Annotated in this window: 14 protein-coding genes; 9 read left to right on the plus strand and 5 right to left on the minus strand. The window is 52.5% G+C overall.

The annotated features are described in order from the left end of the window. Positions 1 to 156 precede the first annotated feature (156 nt). Together ACN2TU_RS14170 and ACN2TU_RS14175 are read left to right on the plus strand one after the other, a co-directional pair. A complete protein-coding gene (locus ACN2TU_RS14170) occupies positions 157 to 693 on the plus strand; it encodes a hypothetical protein (protein ID WP_435156231.1) in 537 nt (178 codons plus the stop codon). Positions 694 to 795: 102 nt separating this feature from the next. Then, positions 796 to 1,107: a DUF5789 family protein gene (locus tag ACN2TU_RS14175; protein ID WP_435156232.1), complete on the plus strand. Its 312-nt coding sequence runs from the start codon at positions 796 to 798 to the stop codon at positions 1,105 to 1,107. 109 nt (positions 1,108 to 1,216) lie between these two features. Here ACN2TU_RS14175 and ACN2TU_RS14180 read toward each other — a convergent pair whose 3' ends face one another. Then, positions 1,217 to 1,621 carry an FxLYD domain-containing protein gene (locus ACN2TU_RS14180; RefSeq protein WP_435156234.1) on the minus strand — a complete coding sequence of 135 codons (405 nt, stop codon included), beginning with the start codon at positions 1,619 to 1,621 and terminating at the stop codon, positions 1,217 to 1,219. Between the two features lie 162 nt (positions 1,622 to 1,783). Between ACN2TU_RS14180 and ACN2TU_RS14185 the strand changes: the two genes are divergently transcribed. Together ACN2TU_RS14185 and ACN2TU_RS14190 are read left to right on the plus strand one after the other, a co-directional pair. Next, complete coding sequence (locus ACN2TU_RS14185) at positions 1,784 to 2,314, plus strand: DUF1801 domain-containing protein (protein WP_435156235.1); 531 nt, start codon at positions 1,784 to 1,786, stop codon at positions 2,312 to 2,314. A gap of 145 nt (positions 2,315 to 2,459) precedes the next feature. Beyond that, positions 2,460 to 3,470 carry an agmatinase family protein gene (locus ACN2TU_RS14190; RefSeq protein WP_435156237.1) on the plus strand — a complete coding sequence of 337 codons (1,011 nt, stop codon included), beginning with the start codon at positions 2,460 to 2,462 and terminating at the stop codon, positions 3,468 to 3,470. 3 nt (positions 3,471 to 3,473) lie between these two features. On the opposite strand, the gene ACN2TU_RS14195 is transcribed toward ACN2TU_RS14190, so the two are convergent. After that, positions 3,474 to 4,520 carry an NrpR regulatory domain-containing protein gene (locus tag ACN2TU_RS14195; RefSeq protein ID WP_435156239.1) on the minus strand — a complete coding sequence of 349 codons (1,047 nt, stop codon included), beginning with the start codon at positions 4,518 to 4,520 and terminating at the stop codon, positions 3,474 to 3,476. A gap of 142 nt (positions 4,521 to 4,662) precedes the next feature. On the opposite strand from ACN2TU_RS14195, the gene ACN2TU_RS14200 reads away from it, so the two are divergent. From ACN2TU_RS14200 to ACN2TU_RS14210, 3 genes are all read left to right on the plus strand, one after another. Then, positions 4,663 to 6,054 (plus strand): sodium:solute symporter family protein, encoded by a 1,392-nt coding sequence (locus ACN2TU_RS14200; RefSeq protein WP_435156241.1) that lies wholly within the window; start codon positions 4,663 to 4,665, stop codon positions 6,052 to 6,054. Positions 6,055 to 6,154: 100 nt separating this feature from the next. After that, positions 6,155 to 7,573 carry an amidohydrolase gene (locus tag ACN2TU_RS14205; protein ID WP_435156242.1) on the plus strand — a complete coding sequence of 473 codons (1,419 nt, stop codon included), beginning with the start codon at positions 6,155 to 6,157 and terminating at the stop codon, positions 7,571 to 7,573. 474 nt (positions 7,574 to 8,047) lie between these two features. Continuing rightward, on the plus strand, positions 8,048 to 8,416 hold the full coding sequence (locus tag ACN2TU_RS14210) for a HalOD1 output domain-containing protein (protein ID WP_435156243.1): 369 nt from the start codon (positions 8,048 to 8,050) through the stop codon (positions 8,414 to 8,416). Positions 8,417 to 8,482: 66 nt separating this feature from the next. Here the strand turns inward: ACN2TU_RS14210 and ACN2TU_RS14215 are convergent, their stop codons facing one another. Next, positions 8,483 to 8,731: a hypothetical protein gene (locus ACN2TU_RS14215; protein ID WP_435156244.1), complete on the minus strand. Its 249-nt coding sequence runs from the start codon at positions 8,729 to 8,731 to the stop codon at positions 8,483 to 8,485. 791 nt (positions 8,732 to 9,522) lie between these two features. Between ACN2TU_RS14215 and ACN2TU_RS14220 the strand changes: the two genes are divergently transcribed. Then, entirely contained in the window at positions 9,523 to 10,869 is a 1,347-nt protein-coding gene (locus ACN2TU_RS14220) for an RNA-guided endonuclease TnpB family protein (RefSeq protein ID WP_435156245.1), read from the plus strand. Between the two features lie 256 nt (positions 10,870 to 11,125). On the opposite strand, the gene ACN2TU_RS14225 is transcribed toward ACN2TU_RS14220, so the two are convergent. Together ACN2TU_RS14225 and ACN2TU_RS14230 are read right to left on the minus strand one after the other, a co-directional pair. Then, positions 11,126 to 12,100, minus strand: coding sequence for a CPBP family intramembrane glutamic endopeptidase (locus tag ACN2TU_RS14225; protein ID WP_435156247.1), 975 nt, complete (start codon positions 12,098 to 12,100; stop codon positions 11,126 to 11,128). 256 nt (positions 12,101 to 12,356) lie between these two features. Further along, positions 12,357 to 14,123 (minus strand): hypothetical protein, encoded by a 1,767-nt coding sequence (locus ACN2TU_RS14230; RefSeq protein ID WP_435156249.1) that lies wholly within the window; start codon positions 14,121 to 14,123, stop codon positions 12,357 to 12,359. A 675-nt stretch (positions 14,124 to 14,798) separates the two neighbouring features. Between ACN2TU_RS14230 and ACN2TU_RS14235 the strand changes: the two genes are divergently transcribed. Then, positions 14,799 to 16,010 carry an inorganic phosphate transporter gene (locus tag ACN2TU_RS14235; RefSeq protein WP_435156250.1) on the plus strand — a complete coding sequence of 404 codons (1,212 nt, stop codon included), beginning with the start codon at positions 14,799 to 14,801 and terminating at the stop codon, positions 16,008 to 16,010. Positions 16,011 to 16,486: the final 476 nt, after the last annotated feature.

Genomic DNA, 16,486 nt, shown 5'->3' on the forward strand with positions numbered 1-16,486 from the left:
ATGCCGCCCTTCAAGATTGTTTTGAAGGATTTCGCATACGACACGGGGCTGTAGCAGTCGTAGGCTATTCTTCGGTCACGGCTATCCCCTAGGGTATAGGGAACTTGCACATACAGCCCTGCTACTTTGCCGTACAGCCGAGTAAATCAGAGTGTTATGATCGGATCTTCGCTGGAAAAACAAGTCGGCTATACTGTTGGCAAGAAAGCATTGAAAGCGGGGTACAAGCGCTACGGCATTCCCGGGGCAATTCTCACAGGAAGTGCAACCGCACTCGGATATGTCGTAGTCAGGCGCGCACTCAAATCGAAAACTGGCCGGAGGAACGTCGAATCGGCGATCGACATCGGAGTACTGCGGACAGAGATAAAAGAGAATGGGGTGAGTGCCATTACGAATCGGGAGACGCTCAAAGCGGCGATCAACGAAGACAAATTGGATATGAACGTCGATATCGAGGATGTTCGATCCGAAGCAGTAGAGGAAACGGAGGAATTAGATGAAGATATCCCCGATCAAAACGGGGACAGCGAGGATGCTGCGGCAGCGTCTACAGATGCAAGCGCATCAACTGGGTCACTCACCGATGAAACCACTGATTCATCAGCAGCAGCGGAACCGGCCGAGGCTGCCGGACCGACAGATAACGATGACGTCGAATCAGACACGGCAGAGGATGCAGATGAGGCGTGAGTGACGCCCTATCCCGTCTGCGAGGACGAGATACTCACTCCGTTTCCGGTGTGGTGTTTCACCGGCCAGAACATCTTTTCACAGTCATCTCCTTGTACTACCATGAGCAGCGACGACCGAGAGCAAGGAATCGACTACGGTCCTCTCAACGAGAAACTCGAACAGCACGACTATCCAACATCAGCTGAGACGCTCATCGACGAATACGGCGAGCATGAAATCGACCATCAGAACGGAGCGGAGACACTCCAGGAAGTGTTTGAGCCACTAACTGAGTCGGACGGGCAGACGTTCGAATCTGCCGATCAAGTTCGTCAAATGATCCTCAATATGATCAGCTCCGATGCAGTGGGACGCGAAGGATATAGCGACCGTGGATCTGAACAAGTGGACAACGATCAGAAATCAGTATAGGACTGTACTCCTCACTGATTCAAAGGTGAAACTAGCGAGAAAGAGGGTGTTCCGACTTTTGCAGTTGTGATCGGAGACGAAGTGAGACGATGTATCCCGGATCGAGAGATCACTCCGGAATACCGAACAATGCGAGATCATATCTTGCGACCTTACTAGCCGAGGTGAGGAGAATGGCCTCGAACCGCCATGTTGTCTTCGCACCGAGATCGTTCGTACTATCGAGATATAGTCCAAGCTGAGCACCCGTTTCGTCATAGACACGCACACGAACCTCGGCATACGAGAGGAGATCCTCGCTTGAATTGCTAACAGTGCCCTGCACTGTTGGTCCCTTGTATCCCTCTTTAACGACGAACTCGTGACTGTCGAGCGAAAGCGAGTCCACGGAGCTTGCACCCTCATTAGGGTCTTGTTGAGCGACTGCTTCTGCTGCGACCATCTCCTTCGCCGTTCGGGGTTTGCCAGATGTATTATTGACGGGACGACCCTCATACTCAGGATTATCGCTCACGTTTGCACAGCCACCGAGTAAGACCGATGCTCCGAGGCCTACTGAACGCAGATAACGACGGCGAGAAACCCACTGAGAATGAACACTCATCCCTGACCCACCTCACAACCGCGATCGTCGTTAGTCATCGTACTCGGACAAAAGTCGGGAACACATTTCAAGATGGCTTTTCGACCAACGGACTCTGTCGGTTTCTATTTTGGAGAGATATTTGTAATTCAGACCGATCACGTCCATGGCGATTGCCGGCCGATAATTGAGATTCTTGGCGTGGCAAGACATATATTCGGCGTTGGCGTCGGCCACGACATGAAAAAGAGTGATTCACAGAAAGACGAGTCTCCCGCCAAGCGCATCGATGCGAGAATCGAGGAGCTGTCCGACTGGCGGGGCGAGACGCTTTCCCGGATGCGTGGTCTCATCAAAGAAGCCGACCCCGATGTGGTCGAGGAGTGGAAGTGGAGCGGTCCGGCGTGGTCTCACGACGGGGTGATTTGCACCGGCGAGACCTACAAGAACAAGGTGAAATTGACCTTTCCCAAGGGTGCTTCTCTCGAGAACCCAGCGGGCCTTTTCAACGCCAGCCTCGACGGCAACGTCAGGCGCGCCGTTGACATCCACGAGGGAGATGAGATTGATGAGGAGGCCTTCAAGTCCCTCGTCCGCTCCGCGGCGGCACTGAACGAGTCTTAGACCCCGCGGCAGCCTCCGACGAGATGATCGTTTTCTAACCGAAATATGTATACTGTGGAGGTGGCAATACATTGCCACACATGTGTCGACCCCAAAAGTTGTCCCTGGCCGATAACATCAGGAAGAAAGTAGCAGGTGACCTCCAATGAATGATTCTGATCCGACTCCCGCTGCGGAGTTTCATGCTAGCCACAGTGGCACAGACGTGGAAATGGGGTATGCTGGCAGAAACACGTTTCTGAAAGGGAAAGCACGTGATGTGGATGATCTCGATGACATCGATGTTGGTGTAATTGGAGTACCATACGATGGCGCACTCACGAATCGACCAGGAGCCCGCTATGGGCCTGAATCGATACGTCGTGCGAGTGCATGGTGGGCTTACCTATCGAATTACAAAGGCGGGCTCACAAATATGAATACGGGAGCTCAGGTCGACTTTTCCGATTTTCAAGTCGCCGATTGTGGAGACGTCCCAGTATTCCCAATGGACTATGAACAGACTGCAGAGAGCATCCGATCTCACGTTGCAACGATCGCCGAACACGCGTTCCCACTGATGTTGGGCGGCGACCACTACTGTACGTATCCGGCTTTCTGTGGCTTTGCAGAGGGATCGGACGCAGACTCGGTTGGATTGGTTCAAATCGATGCTCATACGGACACGTCTGCTGAGAGTGCCACCTTCGGAAAGCATTATCACGGATCGAGCACTCGACTCATTGCCGAGTCCCAATTTAGCGATTTTACCCATATCAGCCAAATCGGTATTCGCGGCTATGAGAGCCCGAACTTCTTCGAGTTCGCCGAGGATTCAGGTCTCAATCTCTACACGATGCGCGATGTTCACGACCGCGGTATCGATGAGGTAGTCGTAGACGCAGTGGAAGCCGCAGCAGCCAACACGGACACAGTCTACGTCACCTTCGATATTGATGCCGTGGATCCAAGTATTGCACCAGGGACTGGTACACCCGAACCGGATGGATTGAGTGCACATCAAGCGTTGCGAGTGATGGAAATTCTAGGGACGCATGACGCTATTGGAGCTGCTGATTTGATGGAGATATCGCCAAACTATGATCCGACAGAATCGACTCAAACGCTCGGGGCATTCCTTGCCGTCACACTTCTCGAACGGCAATTTGCCGAATAAGCGTCAAAATTCTCCGTGGTCTAGCACCGACGAGATGGGTTGAAACGCGGATCGTTCTTTCAGTCCATATAGTGTGGCCCAGGATTCACCGAATCCCTCTTCAGCAAGCAGTGAGATTGCGAGTTCGCCGACCGCCCCATAGGTCAACGAAGCGAAATCCCATCCTGGTTGCCCACATGGAAATGGACCACTCTCACGTGGCTTCCGGATGTCGATAACCCCACCAAGCCGTGTTCGGGTTTCAGCAGCAAGGTCAAATGCCTCTTCGTATCGAATAAGCGGAAATTCCCGGTTATCGACGACCAACAAACCTGGGCCAGTTTGATCGAAAAGTGGACGCATCGACGTTCTCCCAGCCTCGATAAGCAAGTCAGCTATATCTACGGTCGATCCTTCTCCGCTGACAGCATCCGTGTATCGGAGAATTGCACCGCCGTGGTCGCTCGAGATGGTTCCCTCGTGAGCGAATTTCCCAGGCTCTGGCTCCGGATGGTACTCCACAATCCCAGCGACCTGCAACTGTGCGTTGATACCTCGTGAAAGCAAAACCCCATCGATGGTGATGCTTGATGGGAAGAAGAGTCGAATGAAATCCTCATCGTCGTGTTCGATTAGCTCGTCCTCAACCGCAATAGGGACAGGTTCAATCGGTAATTCCTCCAAGGAGCAAAGGAAATTCACGGCATCGTCAAGCACTGAAGAAGGAATATCGATAGCAGAGGTAACAAGGTCACCGGTATCCTCGAATGGGTCATACGTGACTTGCCCAGTAAGGACGGAAATATGCTCTCGAACCTGTTCGAGCCGACCGCTAACGTGACCGAGACGTAATTCGGACCGGCCTTTCTCAGTCAAACGGCGACCTTTTCCGGGTATCTTTTCCGTGAATCCGTCCTCGTCCAACTCCGAGAGAAGGAGCCGAACGGTTCGTCCCTTGATGGAATAGCCACGAAGTTGGAGTTGATCGACGAGACGAATACTCCCGATGGGCTCGTGAGCCTCTATCAGACGGAGCAAATCGTACTCTCGATTTTCGAGAGAATCGGACATACTCTCAAAGTGGAGTACCAACCGATAAACGTACGCGTTTTCTTAACGCAATTAGACACTAATGGTAATCTATTAGTGCTGTAGGTGGCAAAGGTATGCCATGGTTGTGTCACCTATTGACACTGGATTACTCGTTCTATACATGGTGGGTATGATCGGAATCGGCTACTGGGGGTATCAAAAGTCAGAAACACTAGACGATTACCTCGTTGCCGGCCGTAATATTCCGCTCTGGATGTACATCCCCGTCATGTCTGCTGTCATCCTCGGTGGAGCAGCTACCGTCGGTGGTGGTAGCCTCGGATATGAAAGTGGGATTTCGGGTGCCTGGTTGGTCATCTCGCTGGGCATTGGAACGATCGCACTTGGATTTCTTATTTCGACGAACCTCGCTAACCTCAAGGCATACTCACTCGGCGAAGTGCTGGAACGCCGTTTCGACAAGTACTCAGGGACGATTGGTGCCATAATCGCCGGTATCTACGCGCTTACCATCGCGATTACGCAGACTATCGCCGTGGGAAAGGTGCTGAGTGTTCTCTTCGGTATTGAACAGAATACGATGATCTTGCTTGCTGGGGCGATCATTATCGCCTATACAGCACTCGGAGGGATGCTCACGGTGACGGTTACTGACTTCGTCCAGTGGTGTATCATGACGATAGGCATCTTTGTTATCGCACTTCCTCTCGGCCTCAACTCCGTCGGCGGCGTTTCGGGACTGATGGCTGAACTCGACCCCTCCTATTTCGATGTCACGACGATAGGATGGAATACGATGGTTAGTTACTTCCTATTGTATACGCTTGGGATCATGATCGGGCAAGATATCTGGCAGCGCGTCTTTACAGCGAATAGTGCAAAAACAGCCCGAAGAGGGAGTATTGCTGCTGGCGTGTATGCCATCGTCTATGGAATTACGACAGCTTTTCTCGGAATGATCGCCCTCGTTATCCTCCCATCGCTTTCCGATTCGGAGCTTGCTCTCCCACGACTCATCCTCGAGATCGTCCCAGTTGGTTTCTCTGGACTTATCCTCGCCGGGTTCGTTTCAGCGATGATGTCCACGGCAGACTCCGCGCTCCTCGCATCGAGTACGCTGTTCACGAGCGACGTCTACAAACGGTTTATCGACCCCAACGCATCTGATAAAAGATACTCGGCCGTCTCTCGCTTAGTCATTGTTGTACTGGGTGGAGTCATGACGTATGCAGCAATCGAAATCGGGAGTGTCGTTCTTGCCCTTACTCTCGCATACGATTTACTTACCGGCTGTATCTTCGTTCCGATCTTTGGGGCGTTCTTCTGGAAGCGAGCCACATGGCAGGGGGCACTCGGTTCGATCGGTACTAGTTCCCTTGTCGTTCTCACATCGATTTGGTTATTCGGCTTCTCCTCGAATCTTCCCATCATTTACGGCCTGATTGTGAGTTCAACTGTATTCACCATTGTCAGTCTGTTGACTGGGCCACCTGCACAAGAAAAAATTCAACAGTGGGTGGGAACCCTTGACTCTTCGACCTCGATAGAGTGAATAGAGTCGAAGATTCTGTGAAAATTCCTTTTAGCGTGAAAACCGGTGAAGGCCGGTAGGAAGCCGAACGTTGATAATCGCGGCATGCGAGCGAAAAGGCATGTCGAAGGCGAACGTATTCGAAGACATCGAAAGTGACCGAGAGCGCCTGATATCGATGACCCAACGCATCTGGGAGACACCAGAATTGGGTCTGCACGAAGAGAAATCGGTGCAGGTACTCATAGACCGGTTGAATGAGGAAGGGTTCGACATTGAAATCGGACTCGGTGAGATGCCAACAGCATTTGTTGCTTCCTACGGAAGCGGTGATCCGACGGTCGGCATTCTCGGCGAATACGACGCACTCCCGGATCTTTCTCAAAAGGTAAAATCGGAGCACGACCCCGTTGAGCAGGGTGCGCCGGGACACGGCTGCGGTCACAATCTCTTTGGAGTCGCAGGTGTCGGCGGAGCAATCGGTGTAAAGCGTGCCATCGAAGGCGGTGATATCGATGGAACCATCGAGTTCTACGGCTGTCCAGCGGAGGAGACGCTTGTTGGCAAGGTCTTCATGGCTCGCGACGGTGCATTCGATCATCTCGATGCGGCGATAACGTGGCATCCAGGAAATCTCAGTACGCCCACGTTCGACCGGTCGCTCGCACTAGACTCGATCCAGTTCACTTTCAAGGGTGTATCTGCGCACGCCGCTGCGTCACCGGAATCCGGTCGGAGTGCGCTCGACGCTGTCGAGCTGCTCAACACCGGAGTGGAATACATGCGCGAACACATCTCCGAGAAGGCCCGCGTCCACTACGTTATCACGGACGGTGGCGACGCTCCGAACGTGGTACCCGCGGAAGCGACTGTCTGGTACTATGTCCGCGCTCCCACGCGTGCAGAAGTCGAGCGCATTAGCGACTGGTTGTCCGATATCGCTGGCGGTGCGGCGACGATGACTCAGACGGAAGTAGATCACCGATACATCACAGGATGCTGGGACTATCTTCCCAATCACACGGTGACTGATGTCATCTGGGAGACCATGCAAGACCTCGGAACGATCGGCTACTCGGATGACGACCGCGCGTTTGCAGCCGACCTCAAGGAAACAGTTTCTAGCGAGCAAATCGACGCAAGTCTCGAAGACGTCCCCGAAGAATATGTAGATGAAATTCAAGCTGCTGGGCTCTACGACGAACCAGTGCCGCCCCACGCAGAGGGTGACGTTGGCGGGGGGTCGACTGAGGTGGGCGACGTGAGTTGGATTACACCGACCGGCCAGTTCCGAGCCGCTACGTGGGCGGTAGGAACACCGGCTCACACGTGGCAGGCAACTGCGGCTAACGGTGATTTCGGACAGAAAGGAGCCGTCTACGCTGCGAAAGTTCTCGGTGGGACGGCTTACACGCTGCTCAAGAACCCAGATATCGTGGAGCGTGCGAACGAGGAGTTCGACGACACAACAGGTAAACAGAGTTACGAAACGCCGCTTCCGCCGGAAGCTGAACCTCCATTCGATATTACCTCACAGTGAGGGAGGCAAACGCTTCGAGCCGTTCAGTCGCGGTTGAGAGCATGCGCTCATCATCATGATCCGAAATGTCTAACAATGGCGGCGGGATTCGACACTCCCATTCGCTTCCGATTCGAATTTCCAAAATCTCGGTTCTCAACACAATACGACACATGCTCATCAACCAGAAGAAGGCTAGGGAGGGAAAGTCAGCTCTCACGACTAGCCACGACGACACGACCAGGTGATGGCGCCAGACAGTGTCGCCGTGCTAGACTCCGGTGAGAGCGTATCTCCATCAATGGCACGAAGAATCAAATAACCTCGTCAGACATAGATTGGTTTCATTATGTAATTTTATTAAATAACCGGGCCGCGTTCATCACACTCGATTTCTGGTGCCGCTTTCTTTCAATCCGGTGGATTCTGGGGTAAGCGGCCGTTACTCATCTATTTGGGGTGCTATTAGAAAGTATGAACAGCGACACAATGAGAATGAAAACGACCAGCTGGTTCGGATCCACCACAAAACACACTGGATCGAGTCCACCACAATATACGCTGGTCGCATCCGAGACGATTGACCTCGAATCATCGAGTTCGGAGCTTGTTACGAGTGTCGTTGATGCAGTTATTAATATGATTGAGTCAGCAGATGGCCAAACCACGCTCTCGTTGTACGAATACGTGAACCCAGATGCACTCGAAGATATCCTCGAAGCAAGCGCGTCGAAAAGGAGTGACGTCGAAGTCCGATTTACAGTTGAAGGCTATCTCGTCGCTGTCCGCAGTAACAATACCATTCTCATCTACGAACCAATTGCACAGTGCAATACTGAGAAAAACCCCTCCTCGGATAGTTGATCAAGAAAGCGATCCAAACTACGCGGCGTATTGACCACACTTGCCTTTCGAATGAGGCCAGCCCTGCTATTCAGATGCGTAATCAGTGAGCCGGAGTTTTCTCTCGACCTCATAGAGATGACCCTTATTGTAGAGCCGTTCGACAATATCCTTGGCAGCAGGTCGCTCAAGGTCTGCTTCCTCCTTGAGAAACCCATACGCTTGCTCGTAGGTGAGCTCTCCTTCACTTTGGAGTGCTGTCGCGAGTACATCAAGCGATTCTTGGGCGAGTGGGGTGAGTGGTGACGTCCCATTCGAGACCATTCGTACGACCATATAGGCGTGTCCGACAACTAAACCCTCGGACGAATTCGCACTCGAAGAGACGATTGTCGCACTTGATGATCTGGAATTCGAGGTCGATCGGATTGTTGCACATGATCCCGATCGAGTTATGCCATTTATTTGGGTGAGTGCGGATGGAATGGATAGTGAGAAAATTCAAATAGCATTAGAGGATGACCCAAGTACTGCAAATGTCGAACTACTCGTCGATTTCGATGATGAATAGTTATATCACATATTTTTGATACTAGAGGAGTAAATATCAATCAGAGCCAGGAAGAATACGCGAATTTTGGCAAATATTCGCCATTTGAGCATGGTCAGTATCGGTATTCAATTGCAATCGCTGGCACACGTCACTCGCGGGCATGCAAAAAAACAAACAATGATTATATGACATAAATAAGATGGGAGATGAATGAGCACTTCAGCAGTGACGATGCTTCTCCCACATCTAATGGAGAAATTCCTGTCTAACGATCACTACCATGCGTAATATCGTAGGTTGAGTATCGATTCTGTCTGTTGTATGCCACCACCCCACAATATATTGGATCTGTATCTGTATAAGGTCGAAGCCTGCCAATTCAGGGTGAATCAACATTCATCATCGAATTTTCTCCGCATTTGACAGGGGTGAAGCTCGGATAGGGGGTCTCTTGGAGTATGAGCGTACTCCAATTTTCTATACGCACAGAGGGCAGAGTACCACGGGTCACCTGACCCGTGGGTGAATGCCCCGCAAACACGGGATTCCTGCTGCTGAACCCTGGTTTTATTTGATGGAATTAGTTGAGACGCTTCGGTTCCGCCTCCACATCGAGCAGGGAGAGCGATGGCGTCTCAAACAAGCACGATTCGACGCTCGCCCCATCGCCAACCATACGTGGGCAATGCGGAAACTCGGTTACTCAAAGACTGAAATCACGAAACGAATCAAACCCACCGAAAACGAGTTCGTGAAAAACAACGCGCAAGCGGTCGTCTGGAAAGCCTGTGACGCTTACGACGGCTACGAAGCCGCGCTCGAAAAATGGCGCAACAGCGACAACCGCGACGACCTCCCGAAACCACAACCACCATCAACCGACTCATGGGGAGCATTCCCGCTCGTCATGAACTACAAAGAAGGCTACAACCTAACCATCCGTAACGATGGCCGAATAGGGTTTCGCGTGAGTCCGCAACCGTACAAGAAAGTCACAGGTTTCCTCCGTGGTCGTGAACACGATCTTAACCGAGTACAAACCGCATTGACTAGTGAGGAGTTGTCTGTTGGCAGGGGTGAAGTAGTGTATCGAGAGGGCGTGTACTACCTACACGTCCCGATCAAGAAAACCGTCGAACTAGACCCCGCAGAAGACGCTGACTCCATCATCGCTATCGATATCAACGAACGCAACATCACCACCACTGTTCTCGACCGAACAAGCCGTGAAACACTTGCCCAACTCACCATCGATTACGGGCAAGTGAAACAGAAACGGCAACGCTACTACGATATTAAGCGCCGGTGCCAAGAACACGACAAACACCATGTCGTCAACACCATCGGCAACCATGTCGAAAATTACACCGAGTGGACGCTTCACCGCCTCTCAAGCGTGATCGAACACTACATTGAATGGTATCCGAACTCCGTAGTAGTGTTCGAATCTCTTGAAGGGATACGGAACGACATGGACTACGGGAGTTACATGAACCGGCGATTGCACAAACTCCCGTTTTACGAGATCGAACGGCAAGTCACATACAAAGCCCATAGGCACGGAACACCCGTTAAACAGGTTCAGTCACTGTACAATTCACAACGGTGTGCGTGTTGCGGAGAACTAGGTTCACGGAACCGTGGCCGGTTCACCTGCCGGAACACAGAATGTGATCTTGAGCAGGATCATTCGGATCGGAATGCGAGTGTGAACGCGGCTATCCGATGTATTGCGTTGTTGGAGGAAGGAAATGATAGTCATTCGGTTGCGGATAACTACCGGCCTCGCAAAACCCCGCCACAAGTGCGGGTGCGCCGGGTCGGGTCGGGACGCCACACTGCCGCTTCTGGCTGTGTGGATGTAAACCGTCCAGCCTCATCCCGCGAGATCGCCTCGCAGGGAGCGCTTACAGCGATTTGAGGGAATTACAAAAGGCCACGGGTCACCCGACCCGTGGTCGTTTACCAACTTGCGACGAATTTCCACGAGGAAGTCGTCAACCTCACCCGAACTACGAATTGTCTGTGTAGCGACTGACCGAAAGTACCGCCAACCAAAACAAAGATTCTCCGTGTGAGAAGCGTATTGACGGTTGGCAGTAGGTCGATCTCCTTTTCGAGACAATATCGAACCTGCCGAGGAAAGTCGACGTTATAGCACCGATACTCGATGGTAATTAGCGGAGTTCCGGGATCCACACGGACGAACACAGCGCAAGCCGCGCTTCGCGGGAGCGGACCCACCACGCGATGGTGACCGTCCCAGCGACGATAGCGCCGACGCCGAGGAGACCGGCCTCGGGGCCAAACGGTCCACCGGTAAACATGCGCGGACCGACCTGTTCGGTCGCGATGACGGTCACAGGAAGACGAAGTCCGCTGACCGAAAAGCCGTATACGCTCGTCTGAAAGAGGTTCCACGAGACGTGCAACCCGATGGAAAGTCCCAGTTCGCCGGTCAGCAGGTAGCCGGAGGCGAGCATGATTCCGGCGAGGACGATGATGAACGTGCTCGTGAACGTCGCGTTCGGGTTGAACACGTGCCCGACACCGAAGAGAACCGACGAACAGAGCGTCGCAATCGCAACCGCGGCGTCGCCAGATAGCCATCGAAACCAGCGGAACCCCTCGGCGAGGTTCGTGAGGAGATAGCCGCGTACCAACAACTCCTCGCTGATGCCGACGAAGACGAAGAGCAGGACGGACGTGCAGAAGACGAGGACGAACGACAGGCCCGACACTGTCCGGAAGGTTCCGGTGACGCGAATCCATCCGAGCGCGAGTTCGACCAGAAAAATCGTGGTCATGAGCGCCGCGCCGAGGGCCAGTCCGAACCCGAAATCGAGCCACCACGACCGCGACAGGTGAAGGCCGAAGTCGGCAAATCGACGCCTGTCGATGAACCGCCCGGCGAGGTACGTGAACAGTACCACGACGACGAGTTGGATCGACGTTTGAAACAGCAGCGTGCCGAGACGTCCGAACGACGCGAACTGGAGTCCGACGAAGACGGACACTAATACCGGACGAAGCGAAAACGCCGCCGCGAGCGAGACGATTCCGAACACAATCGCGGCGACGACGAACCGCCACGGGAGACGCAGGCGTCGATCCGCCGCGTTCCAAAAGACGTTCTTTATCGAAGTGCGCACTACGAGGGTCTACAACGAGGCGGCTTGTCAAACCCCGAGTGATATTCGTCCGACGAAGAGTTACCGAATCATCTAACAGTGACGGTCGTGTTTGCTGAAAAAGCGTTCACGACGATATTCCAGTGACGGTTGGAGAGCGCGAAGAAGCGACCCTAGGATAGGTGACCCTCATATCCGGGCTATCCAGTCACGGAGTTAACGGCTGGAACAACAGTGAAGAGCGGAGGTTTGAAGCGTCAGACCGGGGTTGCGAGGATCAGCAGTCGTCCTGGTCGTCTCCGCCGGAGTCTCCGCCAGAATCGCCACCAGAGTCTCCACCGGAGTCTCCGCCAGAATCGCCACCAGAGTCTCCACCGGAGTCTCCGCCAGAATCGCCACCAGAGTCTCCACCGGAATCGCCACCGGAGTCCCCGCCGGAATCGCCACCGGAGTCACCACCGGAGTCCCCGCCGGAATCGCCACCGGAGTCACCACCGGAATCGCCACCGGAGTCTCCACCGGAATCGCCACCGGAGTCTCCACCGGAATCACCACCGGAGTCCCCGTCGTTCTCGTCGCCGTCGTCGTACTCCCCGCTGTTGTTGCCGCCTTCGTATCCGTCCGGGCTGTTGTCGTCGATGCCGTTCCCGATGTGGGAATCCGTGACGGTGACTTCTTCGGCGTCGCTCGTGATGCGAAGCGCCTCGTTCCCGCTGCGTGCGAGTGCCGAGACGCTTTCTATCATCGTTCCGGTACCGCTCTCCACAAGCGCGTTTTCTTCGGAGACGTAATCGCCTTCGTAGATCACGACGTTGTTCCCCGTGTTCGTCAGTGCCCGTCGACCCTCTTCACCGCCGTGGTGGACTTTCAGATTGCGGAACTCGCTTTCGTCGCGGTTGTTCTGGATGGCGCTCCGGGTGCCGTTGGTTGCTGCGTTCCCGGTGACGGTGACATTTTTGAGGGTAACTGGCTGTTCACCATCCTTGATTTTGATAGCCTCCGAACCGCCCGTCTCGTGATCGACGGTCGTTCGATTGATACGCGTCCGGCCCGAAGATTCCTGAATATAAATTGCATTCGTTGTGCCATCGGTTCGAGCCGTGATGGTGGAGTCGATAACCGTTACGTCGTCCGCATTGCTCGTAACCCAAATTGCGGGACTGTTATCGATGTTCGTCCGTATGTCGACGTTCCGTGCGACGATGCTGGCACCTCTCTCCATGCGAAGACCACGCTGAGCGATACCGCTGTTGCTGTCGTTGTCGACGATGATAGTAGCGTCTTCGATGTAACTGCCGCTGCCACCGAGACGGACGTTCGAACCCAGACTGTTCTGGAAGTGACCACCTTCGACCTGGATGGCACCGGTTCCGTCGGAGGCGTACAGCCCGTTGTCCGGGAAGCTTCCGAGTTCACAGTCGCGGAATGTCATCGTTCCCTTGTTTGCTTTGTTGCAGAGGATACCGGTCGGTCCACGCCACAGGGAATCGCTCGGCGCGTTACCTTCCAATACGGCTCCGTCAGGTGCCTTGAACCGTTCGACGAGACCGCTACCGTCCGGGTTCTGCACGACGGCTCGGAGCGGCCCCCACGTTCCACTGTCGTGTTTGCCCTTGACCTCGATATCGCGGATGGTCAACCCGTCGGTTACCTCGGCCTCGACGACACGGATACCAGTGCTTTCTTGGGTCTGATCGACAGTGAAATTCTCGATTCGCAGGTCTTCTCCGGGTTGGTCCTCGACGCCGAGCCGGAAGAGACGGTAGTTATTATCACCGCCACCGCCGAAATTGTCGTAGTTCGCCGGGACGAGTGTCGCGTTGTTGCCAACCATCGCGAAGTTTTTGAAGCCAGTAAAGCGGAACTGCGAATCCATATAATACTCTCCTTCAGGGAAGTAAAGGAGCGTATCGTCGTCCGCATTGTCTTCGAGTACCGGTGTGATGGATTCGTTTCCATCGTTGTCCGCTCCGGCCTCAGTCACGTCAATGACTTTGTCGTACTGGTCTTTGTAATCTGATAGGGATGAAGAGGCTGTTCCCATGACCGCAGACGATGCTATGATTGCTCCGGTTAGTTTAAGATAGGTTCTACGACTTGCCATACTTCGATTTTGCCTGTCTGGCACCATCAAAAATGCAGTATCACTACCCCATATTAATTATCTGGTGCATAGTTCTGTCTCTCTCGCTTTTTCTCCGTTGGAAACGTTATGAACAGTGTAAACGGTATTTCGTCATTTATTTTTCGAAGTGTAAAAAATCGCCCAGTGTTATTTAAATAGGATATGAGAAAATCACAATTAATAGAGAGTCAAATAGCATCGATGCGCACTGCGTAAGCTACCATGGACTCCCGCTCTACCCAACGTTGGTACGGCAGTGACGCCGTTCGCTCCTTGAGGAAGGGGGCTTAGCGCCTACTTTCAGCTAAATTTGTTCCACTTACCGTTTCAGGGTATTTGACTACGTATCTTGGGGGAGGAATCATCCTCGTCAGCTATGCAGCTGCACTTCTGTCACTGCCTGCAATGTATTATGACCGACGGTATGCCCGAAATCACTCTGCATGGAAACCAACTATCGTTTATTATTGCATGGTTATTCCGCTGCTCAATATTCCCATTACATGTCTCTATCTATTCTATCGGCACCGATACATCGGAATACCAACTACACATTGACAAAGGACTTAACAAACGATACCGCATGGTTCAACTATGGTAGGGATACTCTTTCTCATTGGACTTACTGTCGCAATTTTCGTAGGTTTCAACGTCGGTGGTTCGAACACGGGAGTTGCTTTCGGTCCCGCAGTTGGAAGTCAAACGATCTCAAAGTTCGGTGCTGCATCGCTCATGAGTATCTGTGCGCTTGTTGGCGGATGGACGGTTGGTCGCAACGTTATCAATACAATGGGCGGTGAAATCGTTCCGAGTCGATTTTTTACTCTGGAGGCGAGTATTGCAATTCTCTTTTTTATTGGATTGGCATTGTTCCTCTCGAATATCGTGGGTGTCCCCGCCTCAACCTCGATGACCGGTGTTGGCACGATTGCTGGCCTCGGCCTAGCAACTGATGCACTGAACGTGGGAGTAATGGGACGAATCGTTTCGTGGTGGCTCGTCTCTCCGGTAATTGCCTTTTGGGTGAGTGCTATTATCGGCCGATACTGGTACCCAACCCTTCTCGACTGGTTTGCAATCACGCAAAGCAAAGGGACACTGCTTCAGATTGATCGCTCGGGCTGGATTGTCCGGCCAACACTTGGTCCGAATACAACTGTACGAGAATTTATTGGTACCTTGCTGGTTATCATCGTCGGCTGTTATACCGCATTCTCGGCAGGTGCATCAAATATGGCGAACGCAATTGCCCCCCTCGTCGGCAGCGGTGCTATTGAAATGAACTACGGTATTTTGATTGCAGGGGGTGCTATTGCAGTCGGCGCGTTTACAATTGCTCGACGAACCCTGGATACGATGGGGGACGAACTCACTGATATGCCCTTGCTTGCAGCATTGATCGTCGCACTCGTTAGTTCTACCCTCATCACTATCCTTTCAGAACTTGGAATCCCTGCTAGCATCGTCATCGTTTCAACAATGAGTATTGTCGGTCTTGGATGGGGTCGTGCTACACGCGTCAAAGAGTATACCCAACGTTCGAAAATGATTGAGGAAGGGCCACCAGGGATATCTGGTGGCGCACTTGCGGTAGATGCAGCAGACACTCCAACAATCGATCAAACCAAAGCTGAAGAGATGCACGACACATCTACTAATGAAACCGGTAGCAATCCATACCCCGACATCGATTCGCTGTATGAACCATGGACTACTGCCCGTGTTATTGCCATGCAGAACATTGTTCCAGGGATTGCAACGGTCTCTGCGTACCTGTTGTTCGAATTCGTTCCTCTTTTCAGTTAGTCCGACTCTCAGATGTGTATGAAGGGTTATTATTAACTTACTTTCGTAATCAATCGCAGTACTGCGTTGTGTCGAGGGCGTCCGTCCAGCGGGCGAACGTTCGCCCATAAGAGATAGTCGAAAATGCTAGCAAGAAGCGCCGTCAGATTCAGAGAGGAAGTCCATCATTCACATCCGGGTGTGGTGGGTGCAAATCATCCATTTCAAGCCACCCTCTATAGCACGCCTTAAATACACTTCTATAAAGTATTCAACCATATATGAAAAATACAAGAATATTAAAATTCCATAATTATTAATGTATGTCCAAAAATTCCCCATTTCCGTATAATATCTTCTTCTAACATTGCATTTGACCAACGCTATATCGAGGATTTTGTGGTTTAGGAACCAGTATGATCGTCGTCATTTAGTAAAAAATTTAGGTATTGAAGAGTAATTTGAATGATCTACTAAAAATACAATTGTCAGATCCT

The sequence above is a fragment of the Haladaptatus marinus genome (assembly GCF_051194195.1).

Bases quoted from the DNA above. Each gene is read 5' to 3' on its own strand.
- ACN2TU_RS14170 (WP_435156231.1), top strand. From the start codon at position 157: ATGATCGGATCTTCGCTGGAAAAACAAGTCGGCTATACTGTTGGCAAG.
- ACN2TU_RS14230 (WP_435156249.1), bottom strand. From the start codon at position 14,123: ATGGGAACAGCCTCTTCATCCCTATCAGATTACAAAGACCAGTACGAC.
- ACN2TU_RS14200 (WP_435156241.1), top strand. From the start codon at position 4,663: ATGGTGGGTATGATCGGAATCGGCTACTGGGGGTATCAAAAGTCAGAA.
- ACN2TU_RS14175 (WP_435156232.1), top strand. From the start codon at position 796: ATGAGCAGCGACGACCGAGAGCAAGGAATCGACTACGGTCCTCTCAAC.
- ACN2TU_RS14215 (WP_435156244.1), bottom strand. From the start codon at position 8,731: ATGGTCGTACGAATGGTCTCGAATGGGACGTCACCACTCACCCCACTC.
- ACN2TU_RS14195 (WP_435156239.1), bottom strand. From the start codon at position 4,520: ATGTCCGATTCTCTCGAAAATCGAGAGTACGATTTGCTCCGTCTGATA.
- ACN2TU_RS14220 (WP_435156245.1), top strand. From the start codon at position 9,523: ATGGAATTAGTTGAGACGCTTCGGTTCCGCCTCCACATCGAGCAGGGA.
- ACN2TU_RS14205 (WP_435156242.1), top strand. From the start codon at position 6,155: ATGTCGAAGGCGAACGTATTCGAAGACATCGAAAGTGACCGAGAGCGC.
- ACN2TU_RS14185 (WP_435156235.1), top strand. From the start codon at position 1,784: ATGGCTTTTCGACCAACGGACTCTGTCGGTTTCTATTTTGGAGAGATA.
- ACN2TU_RS14210 (WP_435156243.1), top strand. From the start codon at position 8,048: ATGAAAACGACCAGCTGGTTCGGATCCACCACAAAACACACTGGATCG.
- ACN2TU_RS14190 (WP_435156237.1), top strand. From the start codon at position 2,460: ATGAATGATTCTGATCCGACTCCCGCTGCGGAGTTTCATGCTAGCCAC.
- ACN2TU_RS14235 (WP_435156250.1), top strand. From the start codon at position 14,799: ATGGTAGGGATACTCTTTCTCATTGGACTTACTGTCGCAATTTTCGTA.